Below are 19,411 nucleotides of genomic sequence, written 5' to 3'. Positions count from 1 at the left end.
TTACGGTTAACCGTAATAAATAAGATCAGATCTCTTATATGTCAAAAAAAAATCTCGATGAAGAAAAAAAACTAATTTGAATGATTTTCGTAACCATCAAATTTTATCAGCCATTTCCATAAGGGAATAATCTGATGGAATAATCAGAATAAGAAATCTCTGTTTTCTTTATTAAAAAACTAATTCGGTCTTGAGTACAATCATATTATCTATTTTTATCATTATCTATTCGTTATTATCGAACAGATCTGTTATCTGAAAAACATTTTTGCTATCACTTCATAAAGATGATAGTACTGTGAAACTGGAAAAACCACTGATATATCTGAATAATGCTGCGACAAGCTGGCCAAAACCACCGGAAGTCATCCAGGCAGTCCAGGAATCGTTATCCTTTCCTTTTTCCGGAGGAGGCCGGGGGTTTGGGAATGAACAGAGGGATTACCTTTCAGAAGGGCGGGAAGTTATGTGTAATTTTCTCGGAGAAGACTCTCCTGAACATCTTATCTTCTCCGCAAATGCAACCGATGCATTAAACACCCTCATACATGGGTTTGTTGCATCACAAGATGAAAAAGTTCATGTCCTGTCAACGACTCTTGAACATAATTCGGTTCTCCGGCCATTTCATTATCTGACAAAGCAGGATAAAATTTCAGTGGATTACATCCCATTTCATGACAGTATTATCAATCCGGAAAAAATAAAGGAGGCTGTAACGTCAAAGACCCGGCTTGTTGTGATGAATCATGGGAGTAATGTTCTCGGGTCTGTCCAGGATGTCCGGGCTGTCTGTGAATATCTCCATGATAAAGGGATCTTTTCTATCATCGATGGTTCCCAGACCGCCGGGCATATCCCGGTAGATCTATCATCCATCAATCCGGATGCCTTTGTTTTTACCGGACACAAAGCACTCCTGGGCATGCCTGGAATCGGCGGTTTTTATATCAGAGATCCTGAGCAGGTCATTCCGGTCAGAATGGGAGGGACTGGATCAGACTCCGGAAATCTGGATCAGCCAGAAGACCTTCCGGAGCGGTATGAGATCGGGACACATAATTACCCTGGGATTGTTTCGCTTATCGCTGGTGTAAACTTTATTCGCTCAATCGGCATGAAGAAAATGGAAGAGAAAGCAGACCGGCAGACCCGTTCTATGATAGATGAATTATCTGCCGAACCTGCGATAACCATCTATAATCAAAAGCCGGCTCTTCCTATCATTGCATTAAATGTCTCCGGACTTGATAATGATGATGTCGGGTTTATTCTTGCCAGAAAAGATAATATCCTGGTTCGGACCGGTCTTCACTGTGCTCCGTTCGTGCATCAGGCAATTGATAATGGAGCGGGATGTGTACGAATAAGCCTTTCATGGTTTACCACCGATGAAGAATGCCGGATCGCTACAGATGCAATTAAGGAGATAGCACGTCATGCGAATCATAAGATCTAATCGCCATAAATATTGTGCTGATGGTTCGTTTATGAAGGAGTTTGTCCTTGATTCAGAGGTGACCCCAGAATTCTTGGATTTTTTAAAGTATTTTGGGACCCTTGAGATGCTTCCCGGACTGGGAGAGGGCTTTTATAAATTTGAAAAAAAGGATTGCTTCTCTATCAAAGGATTTGTCAATGAATCGGGTTTTGAAGTCCGGTTTAAAAAAGAAGTTATGGATTTTACCTCTGATTTTCTGTATTCACTCCTCTATTACTATCAGAATGGAAAACCAGACTATAAAACATTAAGCCGGCGTGAAGAAGCACTAATGGAGCGTGTAAAAACCAGATTATATGGCAATTCTTCCTGATTATATGCCTATCAAAGTTTTTGAACAGTATGCAGAGAGATATGATCAGTGGTTTGTTGATCACCCTGATGTTTACCTGGGGGAATTAAAACGGGTAAAAATAGCCATTGGGACGGTTCCAACTCCTGTCCTTGAAATCGGGGTCGGAAGCGGAAGGTTTGCAGGGCCGCTTTCTATTAAGCATGGCGTTGAACCATCCTTACCTTTAGGCCTGATGGCAAAAAAGAGAGGAATTGAGATTATTCAGGGGATCGGTGAATCAATTCCGGTAAAATCCAGGACATTCCGGACGGTTGTAATGATTACCGTTCTCTGTTTTCTTGAAGGTCCGGATGAAACATTCCGGGAAGTGCACCGGGTTTTGATGCATGATGGGACACTGGTTGTCGCCTTTATAGAAAAAGGAGGGACTATAGCACAGACCTATCTTACCCGTCCGGACAAGGGCACATTTCTCTCTCATGCCCGGTTTTATACGCAGGAAGAAGTGGTATCCATGATAAAGCGGAATGGATTTGTTCTGAAATCAGCAGATTGCAGAATGGGGTTTTGTATCCTGGTATTTCACAAAGATGAGTGATCCGAAAAAGTCGGTTCTGGATGGATGGTTATCCCCATATCGGGTCATCACCAAAATGTTCCTGCCAGTACTCCATCGACTTTGATTTCTGCCCGCTTTTACTCATTTCGTCCTTGAATGTAACCGGATAATTCATACAGTACTCGATAAGGATTTCATATGCTTCTTTAATGCGAATCATCATCTCATGTGACTCATCCGGACTATGTTGGGATACATCAGGGTGCCAAACCCTTATTAATTCATGATATCTCTTCCTTATCTCGAGCATACTCGCTTTATCAGAAAACCCAAGGAGTTCTGCTGCTTTTTGAATAGTCATTTCATGTGTCGTATTCATAAAGAAAAACTCTGTTACTTTATAAAATCAGAACTATTCTGGTTGGTTCCTGATTGTAATATCTCTAATAGTTCAGCAGGTCCGTAAACCTGGTGTGCCCCTGCGGTAATAAGCCTCTTTATGGTACCCGTTGCAACTCCGCTTGTGAAATCAGCCAAAACCTCTCCAGGAGGGATAATAAAAATTATTTTTTCCGGATTAATATTCTCAAGTACCCGGATATTCGGGTAATTTCCCCATCCTATCGGCATTGCTGTGACTATGACAAAATCAGCATCCAGTACCTGTTCTTTAAGTTTTTCTTCTTTCTCCGGAGACAGAAGTGAAAAGGGAGGTTCAATGAGAGTTGGAACATCGTACTTCCTGGCCATCCGGCAATCAGAATCATTTTCAGACAATACTCCGCATTTGAGTGAGTAACCAGCATGGACCAGAAGAGAGATCAGGTGCGATCCTGCTCCCCCTCCGGATATCAGATGAACATTGACATTTTTTGCAGCCGGCAGGTTCCATTCGTCTTCAACATAGACGAAGGGTGTTCCTGTTGTAGGATTGACATCAATCACCGGTTTTATCCTGAATATCTCCTGAATTAGTCCGGTTGTCAGCACTTTATCCGGCTTTCCGCATGCACGTATCTTCCCATCACTCATAATGACAAGTTCATCACAATATGCTGCAGCAAGGTTAATGTCATGAAACACACCAATAACTGCTCTTTTTCCCCGGGAAGTCTCCCGGATAATCCGGATTAATTCGTACTGATGATGGATGTCTATGTGGGCAAACGGTTCATCCAGCAGAAGCAGAGCAGGATCCTGGGCAAGCACCCGTGCAATCATGACCCTTTGGCGTTCACCACCTGAAAGAGCAGTAATCGGCCGGTCAGCAAAATCCATTGTCCCGGTCTGCTCGAGTGCTTTTCTGACGATTTCATGATCTTCTGCAGAAGGGGAGCAAAACCGGTCAATATGTGGATTCCTCCCCATCATGACCACTTCATATACCGGATACTTGAACTTTATTTCACATTCCTGTGGTACATATCCGACCTGTTGCCCGAATTCACGAAATGAATACGAGGTAAGAGATTCACCTAAAAGAAGAATCTCTCCGTCCCGTTGAGGGAGGGAGCGGGCAATGACCTGCATAAACGTGCTTTTTCCTGAACCATTTGGTCCGATGATTCCTACAAAACTTCTTTCATGGATAGCAAGAGAGATGGCTTTAAGGACGTCATGTTCATCATAACCAGCGTGAAGATTATTGACAGTAAGGATTTCAGAATTCACAGGTCTGACCTCCTTCGAATCAGCATGAGGAAGAAGGGTGCACCGAAAAATGCGGTTACAATGCCTACCGGAAGATCGCCAAGCCAGGTGCGGGAGACCGTATCTGCACAAACAAGGAGAATGGCACCACAACCGAGGGATGCAGGAATGAGTATCCGGTGATCAGGGCCGGTGATTATTCGCATAATATGGGGAGAAACAAGGCCGATAAAACCAATAGATCCTGATACTGAAACCACAAGGCCGGTGATGCCTGCTGATACCGCGAGAAGCAGAAGTTTTGTCTTTTCCGGGTCAATTCCAAGAGTCCTGGTCTCTGCTTCACCACATGACATGATATTTAGATCCCTGGAGAACAAGATCAGGATTCCTGCCGGGATAAGAGTTATGAGAAGAAGGGGAATGTCAGCCCATGAAGCATTCCAAAGACCACCCATAAGCCAAAACATGATCTGGTGCATATTATTTCCGGAAAAGACCAGACATACCGAGACAACAGAAGAGAAAAACATGGAGACGGCAATTCCGGTGAGCAGAAGATTTCCAGTGCTAAGTCGTTTTCTATCTGCTGCAAGAATATACACCAGGAATGCAGAACCTATAGCCCCGAAGAATGCTCCGAACGGGACGAGCAGGAGAGCACCGGAAATAATTGCCAGAGATACTCCGACAGCACCCCCGGCAGATGTCCCGAGAGTATAGGGATCAGCCAGATCATTCCGAAAGAGCGTTTGCATGGCAGCACCGGCACAGGCAAGTCCGGCACCGACAAGTGCGGCTGCGATTGCCCGGGGAAGCCGGATATCAAAGATGATCTGTGCCTCAGTTCCATTACTTATTGCTCCCGTAATTATATCAATAACCGAAATTTCCACTGGTCCGGTTACTACGGAGAGAAGAACTGCGATAACAACAGCACATCCAAGACTTAAGAGAATGAGTGAATTCCGAATAGTATTCATAATACCAGAACTGATATTCCTTAAGTATTTTTTATCTAAAACAAGATAAGTGATAGTATTATGAAGAACCAGAAATCTCGTAAATGGAATGATAAAATGAAATCCGGAAAAGGATTCCTCATTGCATTTTGTCTGATTATTGCTCTTTCTCTCTCTTTAATGCCGGCAACCTGTGCTGGTGAGGGAGTGAGTGATGCATCATGGCCGCGGACAATAGATGATGATCTGCAAAATCAGGTTACTCTTGATGCAAACCCGGAACGAATTGTCTCACTTTCCCCTTCAAACACAGAAGTTCTGTTTGCACTTGGTCTTTCTGACCGGATAGTAGGCGTGACTGATTATTGCACGTACCCGGAGGAAGCACTTGAAAAAAGTAAGGTCGGGGGTTTTTCAACAGTAAGCATTGAAAAAGTCATCGCACTAAAACCTGATTTTATCGTTGCATCTCCGGGAAATAATCTGGAAGTCGTTGACCGGTTATCGACCCTTGGGATTCCGGTCTACTATGTAGAAGCAGAAGATCTGGATCAGATTTATACTACGTTTGAAAAACTCGGATATCTCACCGGAACCGAGGATAAAGCAACCGAAATCATTTCTGATCTGAAAGCCAGAGAAGAAACCGTTCAAAAAGAAGGAGAAGCACTGACGAAAAAACCGGTTGTAGCTCACGTTATCTGGAATGATCCCATTTATGTTAGTGGGAAAGGAACGTTTCAGGATGAACTCATCCGGATTGCCGGTGGCGAAAATGCATTTGCTGATAAGGAAGGGCATGCTATCGTGAACATCGAGGAATTTGTTCACATAAATCCGGACATCCTTATGATAAATTCCGGGAGTGGAATGGGGAGCGATGATGCCGATATTCTGGAATACTTCAAGACTGAACCGCGATTATCTGCTCTTTCTGCAATTGCATCAGACAAGATAATCCGGGTTGACAGTGATAAAGCTGACCGGGCCGGTCCTCGTCTCTGGGATCTGCTTGAAGAGATTGCTCCGAAAATCAGAGAGATGTAATCTTCATTAAATTTTTTTCAAGGCTTTTCTTTGTGTCATGATTTTTTTTTCTAATTCTTCGCGTGACCTGCTGGTAAATTCATGCACTACATAATCAGGCCTGATTTTTTCAAGAATCTGTATACATTCCGGATTTTTAAAAGGCAGGTGTTGATCAAGTTCTGATATCATTGGCATCAGGAGAGATATCTGGTCACCGTAATCAAGATCGGTAAACCCCTGTGGCGGCCTGCAGAAAAAGTGCTCTTTTTGATACTGGCCTGATATGCTGCACTGGAGATGAACTGATTGGATTCGTTCCAGGGTTTTATCCGACAATCGGTTAAGGGCTGACAGAACCTTCTGAATTCCTTCTACCTCATTGTTTACATCCAGGGCATTCATGAGATGTCCGGTATCAAGGACAAAGATCCAGTTATCAAATTCAAGTCTGTCAACAAAATAATCCACTTCTTCCTGTGATAAAAAGGTCAGACCCGGCCACCAGAGATTCTCAAATCCGATTGGTACCGGAGGTTCACCTCCGTGGAAACTTTTACAGGCGGTATTGAGAAATGAAGCAGCTGATGAGAGAACTTCCCATCGGGTATACCGGTGATTCCGGGTAAAAAATTCATCCAGTTCAATATGGGTGATGTGAAACACCGCATATGCTGCGCCAAGTCTTGCAGCCTTTGTAAGATTGTCACAAAAAGTCCGGACCAGGTCGCCCGGAGTAGCAGCACCAAAGTAATATGACTTTTTTAATGGATCGCAACCGACTGGAACTGTTTCTGGTTCCCGCCAGAGCCGGACCCAGCCAAGCCATCCGGGGAGATGGACTGAAGATATGAGAAAACGGGGAATCGTATCGTCATGTTCCCCACCCATAAGGAGTTCAACACCTGAACAACCCATATTCTGAACAAATGTTCTGACATCTTCCCAGGAATCGTTGTACCGTGAGAGATCAACGGAATATCCAGATATGTTGATAATTTCTTTCATAGTTATTCCTGATTTACCTATTGTTTATCATTCTGCGTACACACAACTGAAAAACCTGATTTTCAGTCTGAATATCTGAATCAATGTTCTGGAATAATGATATGAAAAGTCTGTTGTTTCATGATTGAGAAGGCCTGGAAGAAAAATATTAAAGATAACATTATCAAAACAGGTATCTTATTATATAACCAACATCCCTTTGCTTCTCAAAAAAAATATTACAGAATATACTTTCCTGATCATTTATTATCATGACAATGATGCATCTAAAAAAACTTCCCATTGGAATCCAGTCGTTTTCCGAGATAATTACTGGAGGATATGCATACGTTGATAAAACACCTTTCATTGCTGAACTTGTTAATGATGGCAAATACTATTTTTTATCCCGGCCAAGACGGTTTGGTAAAAGCCTTCTGATAGATACAATAGACTGTGCATTTTCCGGCAGAATAGAACTTTTTTCCGGACTGTACCTGGATTCACCGGAATCCGGGTGGGATTTTGCGAAACAATATCCGGTTTTACGAATAGATTTTGCCGGTGGTTCTCTTCGATCAGTATCAGATATTACAGAGAGAATTGGAAAATTGTTGGATTCATGGGAGAAAACATATGGTCTGGAAAAGTCTTCTGGTTCAATTGGGGACCGGTTATTATCGCTGGTTCCACAAATATTTAATAAAACTTCCAGTCAGGTTGTCATTCTTGTGGATGAATATGACAAACCTATCCTTGACAATCTGGAAGATCCAATTCTGGTATCAGAATTACGAGATCATCTGAAAGATTTTTATGGAGCTATAAAACCTCTTGATGAATATCTGAAATTTGTTCTCCTCACCGGAGTCTCCAAGTTTGCAAAGACCGGTATCTTCTCCGGTCTGAATAACCTTGATGGACATCACCATTGATGCACGATATTCAGATTTATGCGGCTACACCCAGACAGATCTTGAAACAGTTTTTGCCGGATATCTGAAAGATTTTCACCCGAATGAAGTAAGGGAATGGTACAATGGGTATTCCTGGACTGGCGAATCGGTTTACAATCCTTTTGATATTCTGCTGCTCTTCTCTAAAAAAACATACAGACCCTATTGGTTTGAAACCGGGCCGCCCACGTTCCTTATTAAACTCTGGCAGTCAAAACCCCGGCTTCCGGCAGAATATGACGGGCTTATCGCCGGTGATGATCTCCTGGGATCATTTGATCCGGAACAAATCCGGACTGAAACACTCCTTTTCCAGGCAGGATACCTGACTATCAGATCCTTTGTCAGTAATCCATATGAAGGGACATGGTATACTCTTGGATTTCCAAACCGGGAAGTACGAGAATCATTTAACCGACAGATCCTTACTCTTATCCAGGATAATAATGAACAGGTTCCGGCTCCAACAATCAGAAATATTCTGGAATCAGGCGATACAGATAGATTACGCGATCTATTTCATTCTTTTTTCGCATCCATTCCCTCAGATAATTATCGGAAAAACCAGATATCCGGATTTGAAGGGTATTATGCAAGTGTGGTTTACACATATTTTGCAAGTCTTGGGTACGAGGTTATTCCGGAAGATACTACGAATAAAGGAAGAATAGACCTGACCTTAAAAACAAGGAGCGGTATCTGGATCTTTGAGTTCAAGGTTGTGGGAATTGATTCATCCGGAGATAAAAGCCCGCTTGCACAGATCCGTGACCGGAAATATGCAGAGAAATATGCCGGTGATTCCAAAAAAATTTATGAGATTGGGATTGTTTTCAATCCGGAGTCACGGAATATTGAGAAATGGGAGGTCGGTAAAAAAGATCAGGGTTAAACCATCGTGTGTTATTCATTTTCACACCTACTAGACCATATTCTGGATTGTTGTTATATAGAAAATATTCATACTTTCATGAGTTTTGAGTGTTTTGGCACTGTAGTGCAGAGGGCTACTGAACATCCATGGTTTCGGATTTCTACACCATGGGCACGACGTATGGATGTTCGAAAAATCTAAAAACGAAGATGGATTGATTCACCTGGGGAAAGATAATTCTTTTTTTTTCTGGATGGTGGAAACATTTGTGTGAAATTGATATTCTGGTTCTCCATAACTGTTGAGCGGTTATTTTCATTCATTTTTTGAATAGGTAGTTTAATGATACTACTGGAGATCTCGTTTGATAATGTACCTTATATGCCGGGATAATTTTTAAAAAAATAATCTGGAATTAAGGCCTATTTTTAGAAATAAGGTCCAAATTATAAGGTGGATCATTCAGAAATGTAGTTCCTCAAATTAGGGTTTAATTTAGGCAATTAATTGGAAAATCTTAAAAATTTGCGATTTGTCAAAGGGCCTGTATTACAAATCAAATGAGATCATTGAATGGTATGGATTAAGGTATGATCTGGGAATAGTGACCCCTGGTACAAACACAATGTAGGCATTGTCCGAGGGCTAAATCGAGTTGATATTTTCTCTAAAAAAGTGGTGATTAGGAGATCGGAGCTCCCTATGGTAACAATCCGGGAAAACGGGATGACGGGTTTCTTTATGGTTGGTATGGAGTACCTTTGTTAAGGATTTTTGAATCTTTTGGAGGTATCAATGATAGTATTATATGGTATTTTTTTGTTATCTAAAAAATAATTACGACCTTGATAATGTAATATTATTTTTTATGGTCTAAATTATGACATTTTAAACAATTAATGGTTATATTCTCCGTAATTTTTTATTATAGGGTAAATGCATAAAATAATAAGCTTTATAAGTACAAAAATTTGTACAAATATATGCTTATAATTATTATGGATGATCAAAATGAAAGGTCATGGGAAAAAAATTGAAAGTCATGGAGCAGTATTACTTGTCTCCATCGGTACAACGCAAGCGGAAGGCAGAGCAGTAATTGACTCCTGTGTAAAGAAGATCCAGAATTTATATCCAAAGGCAGAAGTTGCGTATTCATTCACATCCGAACCTGTCAGACTTGTCCTCCGGGAACAGAATGAATTTATTCAGGGACCGCTGGCAGCAATAACCTCACTTCTGGATAAAGGTCACTCACAAGTTGTAGTGCAGCCGCTTTTCATCACCTCCGGAGCACGATACCATGAGTTATATCCCATTATCACAACCCTGAATGACCTGGCCGGAGCACATGGTGCAGTCGGTTTTGACGGTATCCTCATCAGTTCATCATTGCTCATGAACCCGGAGGATTATGTTGATACTGCAAAAGCAATCGAGTCAATCTTCGCTCCAAAAGCGAAAGATGAAGCGGTTGTCCTGGTGTCCCCTACCGCAGAAGGTGGAGCAGAACCTGCTCTTTGTCAATTGCAGATGATTCTTGATGATATCTGTCCGGGCGGCCAGATGATCATCGGAACGGTAAACGGATATCCGGATTTTGAAAAGGTTAAAAAGCGTTTATCACATATTGGAGCGAAGAAAGTTAAACTAGTACCTCTGACCATTGTTCCGGGAATTCATGCATGGATAGAACTCTCGGGGGATGCTAACAATCAGTCGTGGCAGAAACAATTAGAGTCCATCGGATGCTCTGTCACAGTTGAAACAAAAGGATTAGGAGAATATGAGGTGATCACTGATCTTTTCATGAACCGGTTGAAGAGAACAGCGGTATCACATAATTTCCTTAAATAATCTTTTTTGCAGGATTTCTAAACTGGTAATTTCTTTTAGTGAGTAACTACATCTTCAGGAACAGTGACAGATAAACCCTTGATTCGCTTAAAATGATTACAATTTCGGGTAACAATTGCATGAAATCCTGTCCGGATGGCTGTTGCAGCGATTAGACAATCGTTAAATTCTATTTTTAATCCTATTTCTGATAAATTTGCATAAATTCTCCCTCCCTCCCGGGCTATATTGGAATTTAGATCGATAATCTCTAAAAAGGAAAGGAGATCTTCAGTCTTCTCAATTGCATTTCTTCTATTTGATAGAAAAGCACCCGCAAAAAGTTCTGCAACAGTAATTGTGGAGATAAAGCCATTATTCACATCTTCAAATGTTTTAAACAGGTCAAATGAACTATCAGGTCCGCAAGTACGTAAAACATCAATACAAATACTTGTATCGAGAAAAAAATTCATAATGGTTCAATTGGCGTTGATTTTCTTAAATTCTCAACAAATTCTGCACTATCAACATCTAAACCCCATCCCCCTCTAATTGAATTAATAGTCTTTTTTTCAACTATTTTCAGGTAAACTTCATCGGATGAAGATAGGATATCCTCTGAAAGTTCAAGATGCCGAGAATCGATAATTTTTGCTTTAATAATTGCCATGTTATAATTCATACATGTGGGTAATAATATAGTTATACCTATCTCCCATCGGTGATGGGCATGTTCTTAAGTAGTGCAGAAAACCTGTTTATCGATGGTTTCTCATTATTTTTTTAGGTTTTAATGAAAATAATAATCTTCCAATTTATGATAGAATACCTGGTCAATAATTCTGGTTTTTAGTAAATCATTCAGTGATGTCAATGATGAATCAGTAATTTGTAGTTCTCCTCATAAAAAACATCCTTTGATTCTTTTTCGTGTATAGATATGGATTATTCACAAGAACATTTCAAATTGATTGTAAAAACAATAGGAAATTTCATGGCTTTTTACCCGGTTCCTTCATAATATTCTTCAGCTTTCAGGAACAACTGTTGCAATTTTTGTATTGTCTTAGTGTCTGTCTCCCACATCCCTCGTTGATTAGCCTCGAGTAACCGTCCGGAAATGCTATGAATTGCATAAGGATTATTATCTTCTATCCATTTTCGGTTTTCTTCGTTAAACAGAAAATGCTCTGCAACCGACTGGTATTCCCAGTCATCTACCACATCTGAAGTTGCATCCCATCCAAACATGTACTCAACCGAGGTCACTATCTCCTGTGCTCCTCTGAATCCATGAGGTTTCAACCCTTCAAACCAGGCAGGATTGAGAACCCTGCTCCGGACAGTAAATCTGATTTCCTCTTCTAATCTACGTGTTTTTACATTATCTGGATCAGATGCATCACCGGTAACAGATACAGGATTCTTGTTTCCATACGACTTTACACAGGCGTTCATGCCACCAAGGAACATATATTCATCGTCTGTATCAAGGACATCGTATTCACGGGAAGGGAGGTTTTTTACCGTAGCATCAAGTTTTGAAAACTGTTCTTTGAAAAGACCGGAAAAAGTCTCTCCTTTAAATTTCCTGCCATATGCATGTGCTCCCCAAGTGGTATAGGTATCTGCCAGGTCTTTTTGTTCTTTCCAGGCAGATGCATGAACAACATCACTGACACCAGCCCCATAATTTCCCGGTGGATCACCAAAAATACGGATTAGAGATATCTCGCGGGCAGTTTCTTCTGGTATTCCCTCGATAATTCTCTGGAGCAGATCCTGTTTCAGGTGAGACGCAAGATAATTGTTATCTTCAGCCTCATCAAGGGTTGCGACAAGTTCAATTCCTCTATCTAGCATATCCACGAGGTTTGGGAATGCATCCCTGAATAGTCCGGTTATTCGAAGAGTTACATCAATCCTGGGCCGTCCAAGTTCAGAAAGAGGAATCACCTCAAGGCCGGTAACTGCTCCTCCCCGGTCAGACCAGATCGGACGAAGACCGATAAGATGGAGGATGTACGCGATATCATCTCCGCCGGTTCTCATGGTATCAGTTGCCCAGACGACAATTCCCACCCGTTCAGGGTATTTTCCCTTCTCTGAAATATATCTTTCAATCATCTGGTTTGCAAGGTCTTTTCCGGTTTTCCAGGCTGAAGGGGTAGGAATTGTTGCCGGATCTATGGAATAAAGGTTTTTCCCGGTTGGGAGAAGATGTGCATTTCCCCTGGTAGGGTCTCCGGAAGGACCGGGAAGGACATAATCACCATCAAGTCCAAGACCAAAATAATGAAGTTCATCAGTAGTTCCTAATAATCCGGGGGCCACGGATTTACAGATAAATTCCAGAGACGGTAATATTTCAGAAGAGAGGTCAGGAAATTCTTTTGAAATGATCTCTTGTGTCTGATCATAAGAATAACCTGTTTCTGCCATCCTGCGGATAAGGTTCTGGCATGTACTGTCAACCATATCCAATAGCATACCATTTGTCATGTTATTTGCCGGATCATATTCCGAAGGTTTGTCTAATAATTCCTGGAGAACCAGTGAATATTCCTGTGCAATTGCTGCCCGAAGGGATGGTACATTCCCGTTGGAAAGTCTTGTTAGGGCATATATCATCTCTTCAAATCGTTTTTCCGGTGGAGGAGCTCCAAATACATGTAAACCGTCACGGATTATGGTATCCCGCAATTCACAGATATAATCATAAATCCGCTCTGCATGAGGTGCAATATCTTCCGGTGTCAGCGTATCCGGGAGGCCGAGATCACTCGTGAAATTCTTACCAATGATGATGGTGTGGATTTCTTTCAGCAATGCTATGGTCTTTGAATTTTCTCCTACTGTTTTAGCCCTGAAATATTCCTGGAGAATACTGTCGAGATCAGATAGTTCCCCATATCCTTCTGCCCGCATCATAACCGGGATGAGATGATCGAGGATTACTGACCAGCTCCTTCGTTTTGCCTGAACTGCCTCTCCGGGATCATTGATAATGTACGGGTACAAATGGGGCATGTCTTCGAAGATGAGGTCCGGATAACATTCTTCTGACATCGCAGTTCCTTTTCCCGGAAGCCATTCCAAAGTCCCGTGAGTTCCGACATGAACAACAGCATGTGCCCCGAAAGAATGTTTGATCCACCGGTAATATGCCAGGTAATGATGCGGCATGACAAGATCGTGTGAATGAATCAGGGATTCTGCCTGCTCAAAATAACCCCGTGGCGGTTGTATTCCGATGAAGATGTTCCCATTGATAATTCCGGGTATGCATAAATTGCCATCATTCTCAAAAAGTTCTCCGGGTGGAGCTCCCCAGTCGACTGATATTTTTCCCTGATTCTTTTGAGGTATTTGGGAAAACCATTGGTTATACTCTTCTTTCGTTATCAGGCCTGCAGATCGCTCCTTTACCTGTTGTTTGGAAAGGTACCGGATGTCATTGGTAAGACCGTCAATCATCTTTTTGATGAGTGCATTACCATCTTCCGGGATATGATCCACATGATAACCGGCAGTTTGGAGATACCGGAGCATCTCAATTACACTTGCCGGAACATCAAGACCTGTTGCATGGCCAAGGGTGTCGGTTTCTCCGGTATACTGGTAAATGAGGATTGCAACTCTCCGTTCTGAAACCGGAGTCCTCCGAAGCCGCGAGATTTGTTGTGCCATATCTGCGACACGTTCAGGTCTTCCCGGTATTGGAATTGCTATCGTCGTTCCTTTCTCGTCTTTTTCAGATGATCCAAGAGGTATAGAAATTATTTGTCCGTCAAATTCAGGCCAGACGATATTTGAGGAGATTTCCATGGTAGAAAGGCCTTGAATATCTTTATTCCATGCATCGAATGAACGAAACATGGTATGAGCCTGGATCAGGGGAACATGGAGATCCTGGAAAAAATTCCGGGGGAATTCTTTCCTGCTCCCGTCATTTGGATCAGAGAGAGATATCTGTGAAAAACCCATATTTATGATAAGACAGTCAATTATGGGTTTTCGCTCTTTTATGAGGTATGATTCAACGATTTTTTTTATTCCCAGTGAACCGGAAAAGGGGTCAGGAGCGGTGTTAAGAAAAATTGCAAGACTGTTCATTCCCTTTGATTCGATAGCATGAATGAGGGCATCAATGACAAGAAGGTTATTCCGGATAAATGTTGACTGATGAAAAATAATCCCTATGGTTGGTTTATCCGGGTTCAACCGGTTAATATGTGTTTTAAAGGTGGTATCTTCCGGGAGTTCTGGGTGATAACATCCTTCTGTGGGCGGACGAACCAGGGGAGGTATTTGAATATCATGCCCTCCTGTCATTTTCATAACCTGAAGAATGAGAGCCTGGGTATTTTCTCTTCCCCCATATACCAGAGATGAATGGATATACTGGTAATCCTCATTAGATCCCTTAAATAATGGTCTGAAATCCTGCATCTCTTCCGGAATGGTACATTCAATAAAGGTATTGATGGATTTTTCCCGGATTATTTTTAGCAGGCGATCAAATTTTTTGAAGTAGGTAGTTCCGGCATGACTGTTCAGGATGAGTAATGAACAATCATCACAATGGAATAAGAGAGACTGAAATAATCCTTCCTGTAAGTCCAGATCTTCTGATGTTGCCTGAAATATTTCCACGGAAAAGTCCGGACGATGACAGAGTTTTCCTGTTTCTTCCAACCAGGGATTTTCTCCGGTTCCAGAGCCGATAAAAATTAACTTCATTATGCCTCAATATCTGGTAGTGCAATACAAGTCTTTATTGAAGCAAAATAACTTTTTTTGTTTTAAGTTAAAACAGTTGGTGTAACAATTCTCAAAGGTAAGTCTTCAGATTCCAGGTGAGGTATAACGGGATCTCCAGGATCTCGTCGTATTCATCCGAATATCGGGTAATATGATTGAACTTTTTTTTGAAACGGCATCCTAAACTGAAATACAAAATAGATATTAAAGGCATCAAATTTCCCAAAAATCCCGCAGGTTCACATGCCAAACACAGTTACCTGCATCCCCTCATGTTCTACTGTCTCGGTAAAGATCTTCTCATCCCATGTTCTCTTTTTTTCCCGGTCAAATATAAGCAGGTATACATCGTCAGCTCCGCATCGGTCAGCATACCGGGTAACCTGGGCAAGTCCTTTGTTGATTGTAGTCTCCCTAGATCCCCACATGACCTTACATTCGATGACAAACCGCTGAACCATACCATCCGGAAGACACCATAGGATAAAAAGATCAGTTCGGCCCATACCGAGTCCATATTCCCTGGTTATCTGTCCGCCTCCATTAATGATTCGCTGGAGGAATGCCTGAAGGAGAAGCTGGGGGCCTGCTTCCCTGTACGCAAACCTGTCCAGCCAGATCTCACTATGTTCCCTGAAAAACTGCTGAAAAGACGTGAGAAGCAGGTTCATTTCAAGTTTTCCTGCACGGTTAATATACCATGCAGGTTTTTTTGTTATCGTCAACTGAGTTGAGTAAGTAAGAATTCTCGGGATTATCTCTTGGTAGATGGGATTTGCAATTCGAAGTTGTCCCCTTGTGGTGATGAGGCCAAGGTCTTCAACGTACCAGATGTCATCCTCCGGTATCGTTTCAGGGCTGCCTTCACCGATTAGCATCGGTTCGATGACTCTCCGGACACGTTCTTCTTTTAATTTATCCACCAGTTGGTCAAGGTGTGTCTCTCTCCTCTGGACAAGTCGTTCTTTTGCCTCCATGACAAGATCTTCGGTGACCGGGTTTTCACGATTCTTCCCTTCTTCTATTTTAAAACAAATCTCATATGCAAGGGCATTGACCAGCCAGGGTTGTCCCATTGTCAGGGACCAGATGGATTTCAGTGCATCCTCCTGAAATATCTGTGCAGTTTCTTTTGTATGTTCAAGGCAGAGTTTTCTGGTTTCTTCTTCTGTAAAATTACCCAGCCGGAGAGATTCAGCTTTGATATTGAAAGCACTCCCCCCGGTGATTATCGATTTATTTTTTTCCGAATGAATCCGGTAGTCACGGATATCCCGGACACCGCAGAGGATGACAGATGAAGGAAAGTGATCAGGACGGGTATCATATCCTGCCCGGATCTGCCTGAGAACAGAAATCAAGGTATCCCCGACAAGGGAATCTATCTCATCGATCATCAGAACAAATGGTTTATCCAGTCGTTCGGATAATAATGAGAAAAATACTCCTATCGCGTCAAAAGGAGTATTTTGCAGAGTGATCTGCTTTATATCGTCAACAGACACAATCCCTGGAAAAGTAATCTCTGTTCTTCTTTGCATTCCGGAAATGATGGCCCGTATAGCTGAAGAGACATCTTCACGTGCAGCCTGTCCCATTTCAACGTTGATGTATAGTCCATAATGCTGGTTTTGTGAATTAAGATAGTCACGTAGTGCCAGGAGGCATGAGGTCTTACCGCTCTGCCGGGGAGCGTGAAGGACAAAATATTTTTTCTGACTGATAAGAGTGAGAATTTCCGGCAGATTAAACCGGGAGAGTGGTGGGAGGCAGTAATGGTCCTGGCAGTTCACCGGTCCGGCAGTGTTGAAGAACCTCATTATACAGTGTTATTTATCCTGATGAATGATAGAACCTTTTCCCGGTATAGTCCGGGTTGCTCTCTTTATGTTACTTCCTTTATTTTCTGAAAATAATCCCAAAATCGAGGTTTAATTTTTGAGAGATCCTTATCTTCGAATAAGGGATATATTGGCGATTATTTGGCAAATTGTAAGGAATTATCTTTTTGTTGTGGGTCTATTTTAATGAATATTCATCCCCCTCTAGAAGTTATGGCCTAGTATATGATCCGGGCATGACAATCTTTGGTACAATTGATCTATGGGTCACAGATGGTGAGGATTTTAAGAGAGGGAAAAAAGGTGAAATTCATGCTATTTTCTCACCTATGGAGTTTCAAAATAAAATGCCGGGAGATTATGAGATCTGTCTGGCTCTTCCGGATTAAAAGAACCGGACGAAAGTGAGTTATCTCCAATGCTGTATCCGGGTCATATATTTCCAGATTCTGTATTATTTGATGTTTAAGGTATGGGTCGATAAGTGTCAGGGCCAACTGAAAGCCAGTTTGGTGATTACTGTTTTTGTCCCTCTCCAGACATTTTTTATTGGAGTCAGGATGGTTTCTCTTCTAATAATTTACTGTAAGAATATGGGTTGTAATGATTTGTCTATGAAAACTCACTCCCCGTTCGCACATATTTGACCTAAGTATCTTGAATTACTCCAAAAGCAGTAAAAATATCTACTGAAAGATTCAAAAGACCTAAAATTTCCATATGTTTTTCCTCCAATCCTATAATGCTCGTAAAATATTGATTTCCCATTGCAACTTTGGAGACAAAAACCCCTTTAAAGTATTCAATAATTCTTTCCGCCTTTGGTTTAACGAGTTCTTTTTTTGGATTATACCGGAATAAACCACTCAGGTTTTCTCCTCTCTGTGCAATCGAATCTTGCAGAGTTTTATCGATAACTACCAATATCCTTAACGGGATAGTCAATAATTTGACCAATCCATCGATTCGTTCATCTTTTTGAATGTGAATAGGAGTTAACGATAGGCATTTTCCCTTCAACCGATGGAATGCATGCTCAACAACATACTGATCACGGTATGCGAGAACAACCGCCTCAATTGAAAGAAGATCTTCTGACCTGTTTGTGATGTATGCTCTCCATCCCAAAATCTCGATTGCAGCATCATACGCTTCTTGATTTACATTTGCAGAGACTTTGACGGATATTTTCTTCTCAGTTCTTTTAGGTCTGTTACCATAGGCACGGATCGTTTTCTTCGTTAATTCCTCCCGGATTTCATATGAAATCACCCCTAAAATGGAGTTACTCTTAAGAACGGATTGAATTTTATCTTCAGCTTCAGAACGACTTCGGTATACTGGTTTCCCTCTTCCTCGTTCATTCATAGAAAAAATCTCATCCAACGATTTTTCCAAATTTGAATCTAATTTTGCTTTCTGTTTTTCTGCATGAGCAAAAGATTTTGCATAAATGATCCGTTCTTCCCAGGAATGGTGCATCCCATCTTTATGTGCTGAACGCATCACCTTTTTTTCAAAAGCTTCAGCAATTATTGCTTCATCTCCGGTATAATATTCTCTTTTAATTGGAGTCATAATTCCATTTGAAGACTCAAATGAGTGAACTGCCTCTATTATTTCACTTGTAGGGTGAGCAACTTCAGACAACGGGCATAAATAATCCATTTGGTGCAGGAATGCATGAAGTCTGGTTCCAAGTGCACACATTTTGCAGTCCCCTACAAAGAGAAGTCGCTGATTATTCGTGTTTTTAATAACTGAGTCCATCACAGGGATATAGAGAGGGTCATCAGCAGTATTCCCTGGAAGAATGCTGACAGTGAGGGGCAGTCCAAGGGGATCAAGGACGGATAGGGCGATTTTTATTTGTGGAGTGGTTGGATCATCTTTTGAGTGACCAAATTGTAGTAACCCTGATTCTGTGACAATTCCATCAGAATTGGCTGTGGTCATGTCAATTCGGACGAGATCTGAAAAGACACCATAGACACGAATAATTGTAGCATTCAATTGACACTCAAACTCATTCCATCTCTCTGAATTGGAGAAGTAGTCTAAAATTCGGGCAAGACGATCATCGGTGAAGTGTTTAGGAGAGATTGGATGACAAAAAAAATCGGACAGTATTTGTTGTCTTTTTTCTACCCAATCCTC

Annotated in this window: 14 protein-coding genes and 1 pseudogene; 6 read left to right on the top strand and 9 right to left on the bottom strand. The window is 41.6% G+C overall.

Features of this window, described 5'->3' with window-relative positions:
* Positions 1–298 precede the first annotated feature (298 nt).
* From DLD82_RS01890 to DLD82_RS01880, 3 genes are read left to right on the top strand one after another with little or no spacing between them, the layout of a single operon-like run.
* Positions 299–1,459 (top strand): aminotransferase class V-fold PLP-dependent enzyme, encoded by a 1,161-nt coding sequence (locus DLD82_RS01890; protein ID WP_109939566.1) that lies wholly within the window; start codon positions 299–301, stop codon positions 1,457–1,459.
* On the top strand, positions 1,440–1,814 hold the full coding sequence (locus DLD82_RS01885; RefSeq protein ID WP_109939418.1) for a hypothetical protein: 375 nt from the start codon (positions 1,440–1,442) through the stop codon (positions 1,812–1,814). Before DLD82_RS01890 ends, DLD82_RS01885 begins: the two co-directional genes overlap by 20 nt.
* Positions 1,815–1,818: 4 nt before the next feature.
* A complete protein-coding gene (locus tag DLD82_RS01880; RefSeq protein ID WP_109939565.1) occupies positions 1,819–2,394 on the top strand; it encodes a class I SAM-dependent DNA methyltransferase in 576 nt (191 codons plus the stop codon).
* A 28-nt stretch (positions 2,395–2,422) separates the two neighbouring features.
* On the opposite strand, the gene DLD82_RS01875 is transcribed toward DLD82_RS01880, so the two are convergent.
* The 3 genes from DLD82_RS01875 to DLD82_RS01865 are packed head-to-tail and all read right to left on the bottom strand — an operon-like array spanning position 2,423 to position 4,988.
* Positions 2,423–2,734 (bottom strand): J domain-containing protein, encoded by a 312-nt coding sequence (locus DLD82_RS01875; RefSeq protein ID WP_109939417.1) that lies wholly within the window; start codon positions 2,732–2,734, stop codon positions 2,423–2,425.
* A 14-nt stretch (positions 2,735–2,748) separates the two neighbouring features.
* A complete protein-coding gene (locus tag DLD82_RS01870) occupies positions 2,749–4,026 on the bottom strand; it encodes an ABC transporter ATP-binding protein (RefSeq protein WP_181391199.1) in 1,278 nt (425 codons plus the stop codon).
* Positions 4,023–4,988, bottom strand: coding sequence for a FecCD family ABC transporter permease (locus tag DLD82_RS01865; RefSeq protein ID WP_109939415.1), 966 nt, complete (start codon positions 4,986–4,988; stop codon positions 4,023–4,025). The genes DLD82_RS01870 and DLD82_RS01865 overlap by 4 nt, the downstream gene beginning before the upstream one ends.
* A gap of 96 nt (positions 4,989–5,084) precedes the next feature.
* Here DLD82_RS01865 and DLD82_RS01860 point away from each other — a divergent pair, with 96 nt between their 5' ends.
* On the top strand, positions 5,085–6,014 hold the full coding sequence (locus DLD82_RS01860; protein WP_181391198.1) for an ABC transporter substrate-binding protein: 930 nt from the start codon (positions 5,085–5,087) through the stop codon (positions 6,012–6,014).
* Between the two features lie 6 nt (positions 6,015–6,020).
* Here the strand turns inward: DLD82_RS01860 and DLD82_RS01855 are convergent, their stop codons facing one another.
* On the bottom strand, positions 6,021–7,001 hold the full coding sequence (locus tag DLD82_RS01855; RefSeq protein ID WP_109939413.1) for a TIM barrel protein: 981 nt from the start codon (positions 6,999–7,001) through the stop codon (positions 6,021–6,023).
* 260 nt (positions 7,002–7,261) lie between these two features.
* Here DLD82_RS01855 and DLD82_RS19650 point away from each other — a divergent pair.
* Both DLD82_RS19650 and DLD82_RS01845 read left to right on the top strand, forming a co-directional pair.
* Positions 7,262–8,828 (top strand): annotated as a pseudogene (locus DLD82_RS19650) (ATP-binding protein).
* Positions 8,829–9,812: 984 nt separating this feature from the next.
* Positions 9,813–10,667 carry a sirohydrochlorin cobaltochelatase gene (locus DLD82_RS01845; protein WP_245920335.1) on the top strand — a complete coding sequence of 285 codons (855 nt, stop codon included), beginning with the start codon at positions 9,813–9,815 and terminating at the stop codon, positions 10,665–10,667.
* A 35-nt stretch (positions 10,668–10,702) separates the two neighbouring features.
* Here the strand turns inward: DLD82_RS01845 and DLD82_RS01840 are convergent, their stop codons facing one another.
* The 5 genes from DLD82_RS01840 to DLD82_RS01810 form a co-directional block, all read right to left on the bottom strand.
* Positions 10,703–11,122 carry a type II toxin-antitoxin system VapC family toxin gene (locus DLD82_RS01840; RefSeq protein WP_109939411.1) on the bottom strand — a complete coding sequence of 140 codons (420 nt, stop codon included), beginning with the start codon at positions 11,120–11,122 and terminating at the stop codon, positions 10,703–10,705.
* The gene (locus tag DLD82_RS01835) at positions 11,119–11,319 is read right to left on the bottom strand and encodes a hypothetical protein (protein ID WP_109939410.1); all 201 of its coding nucleotides are present in this window, start codon (positions 11,317–11,319) and stop codon (positions 11,119–11,121) included. The genes DLD82_RS01840 and DLD82_RS01835 overlap by 4 nt, the downstream gene beginning before the upstream one ends.
* A 332-nt stretch (positions 11,320–11,651) precedes the next feature.
* Positions 11,652–15,392: a cobaltochelatase subunit CobN gene (cobN, locus tag DLD82_RS01830; protein WP_109939409.1), complete on the bottom strand. Its 3,741-nt coding sequence runs from the start codon at positions 15,390–15,392 to the stop codon at positions 11,652–11,654.
* A gap of 260 nt (positions 15,393–15,652) precedes the next feature.
* Complete coding sequence (locus tag DLD82_RS01820) at positions 15,653–17,233, bottom strand: AAA-like domain-containing protein (RefSeq protein WP_109939407.1); 1,581 nt, start codon at positions 17,231–17,233, stop codon at positions 15,653–15,655.
* A 669-nt stretch (positions 17,234–17,902) separates the two neighbouring features.
* On the bottom strand, positions 17,903–19,411 hold a 1,509-nt coding region (locus DLD82_RS01810), incomplete at its 5' end, for an IS1634 family transposase (protein ID WP_109939405.1).

Source organism: Methanospirillum stamsii, assembly GCF_003173335.1.
GTDB classification, from domain to species: domain Archaea; phylum Halobacteriota; class Methanomicrobia; order Methanomicrobiales; family Methanospirillaceae; genus Methanospirillum; species Methanospirillum stamsii.
Note: the sequence above shows the minus strand (reverse complement) of the source record. Positions and strands in the feature narration are given on the sequence as shown.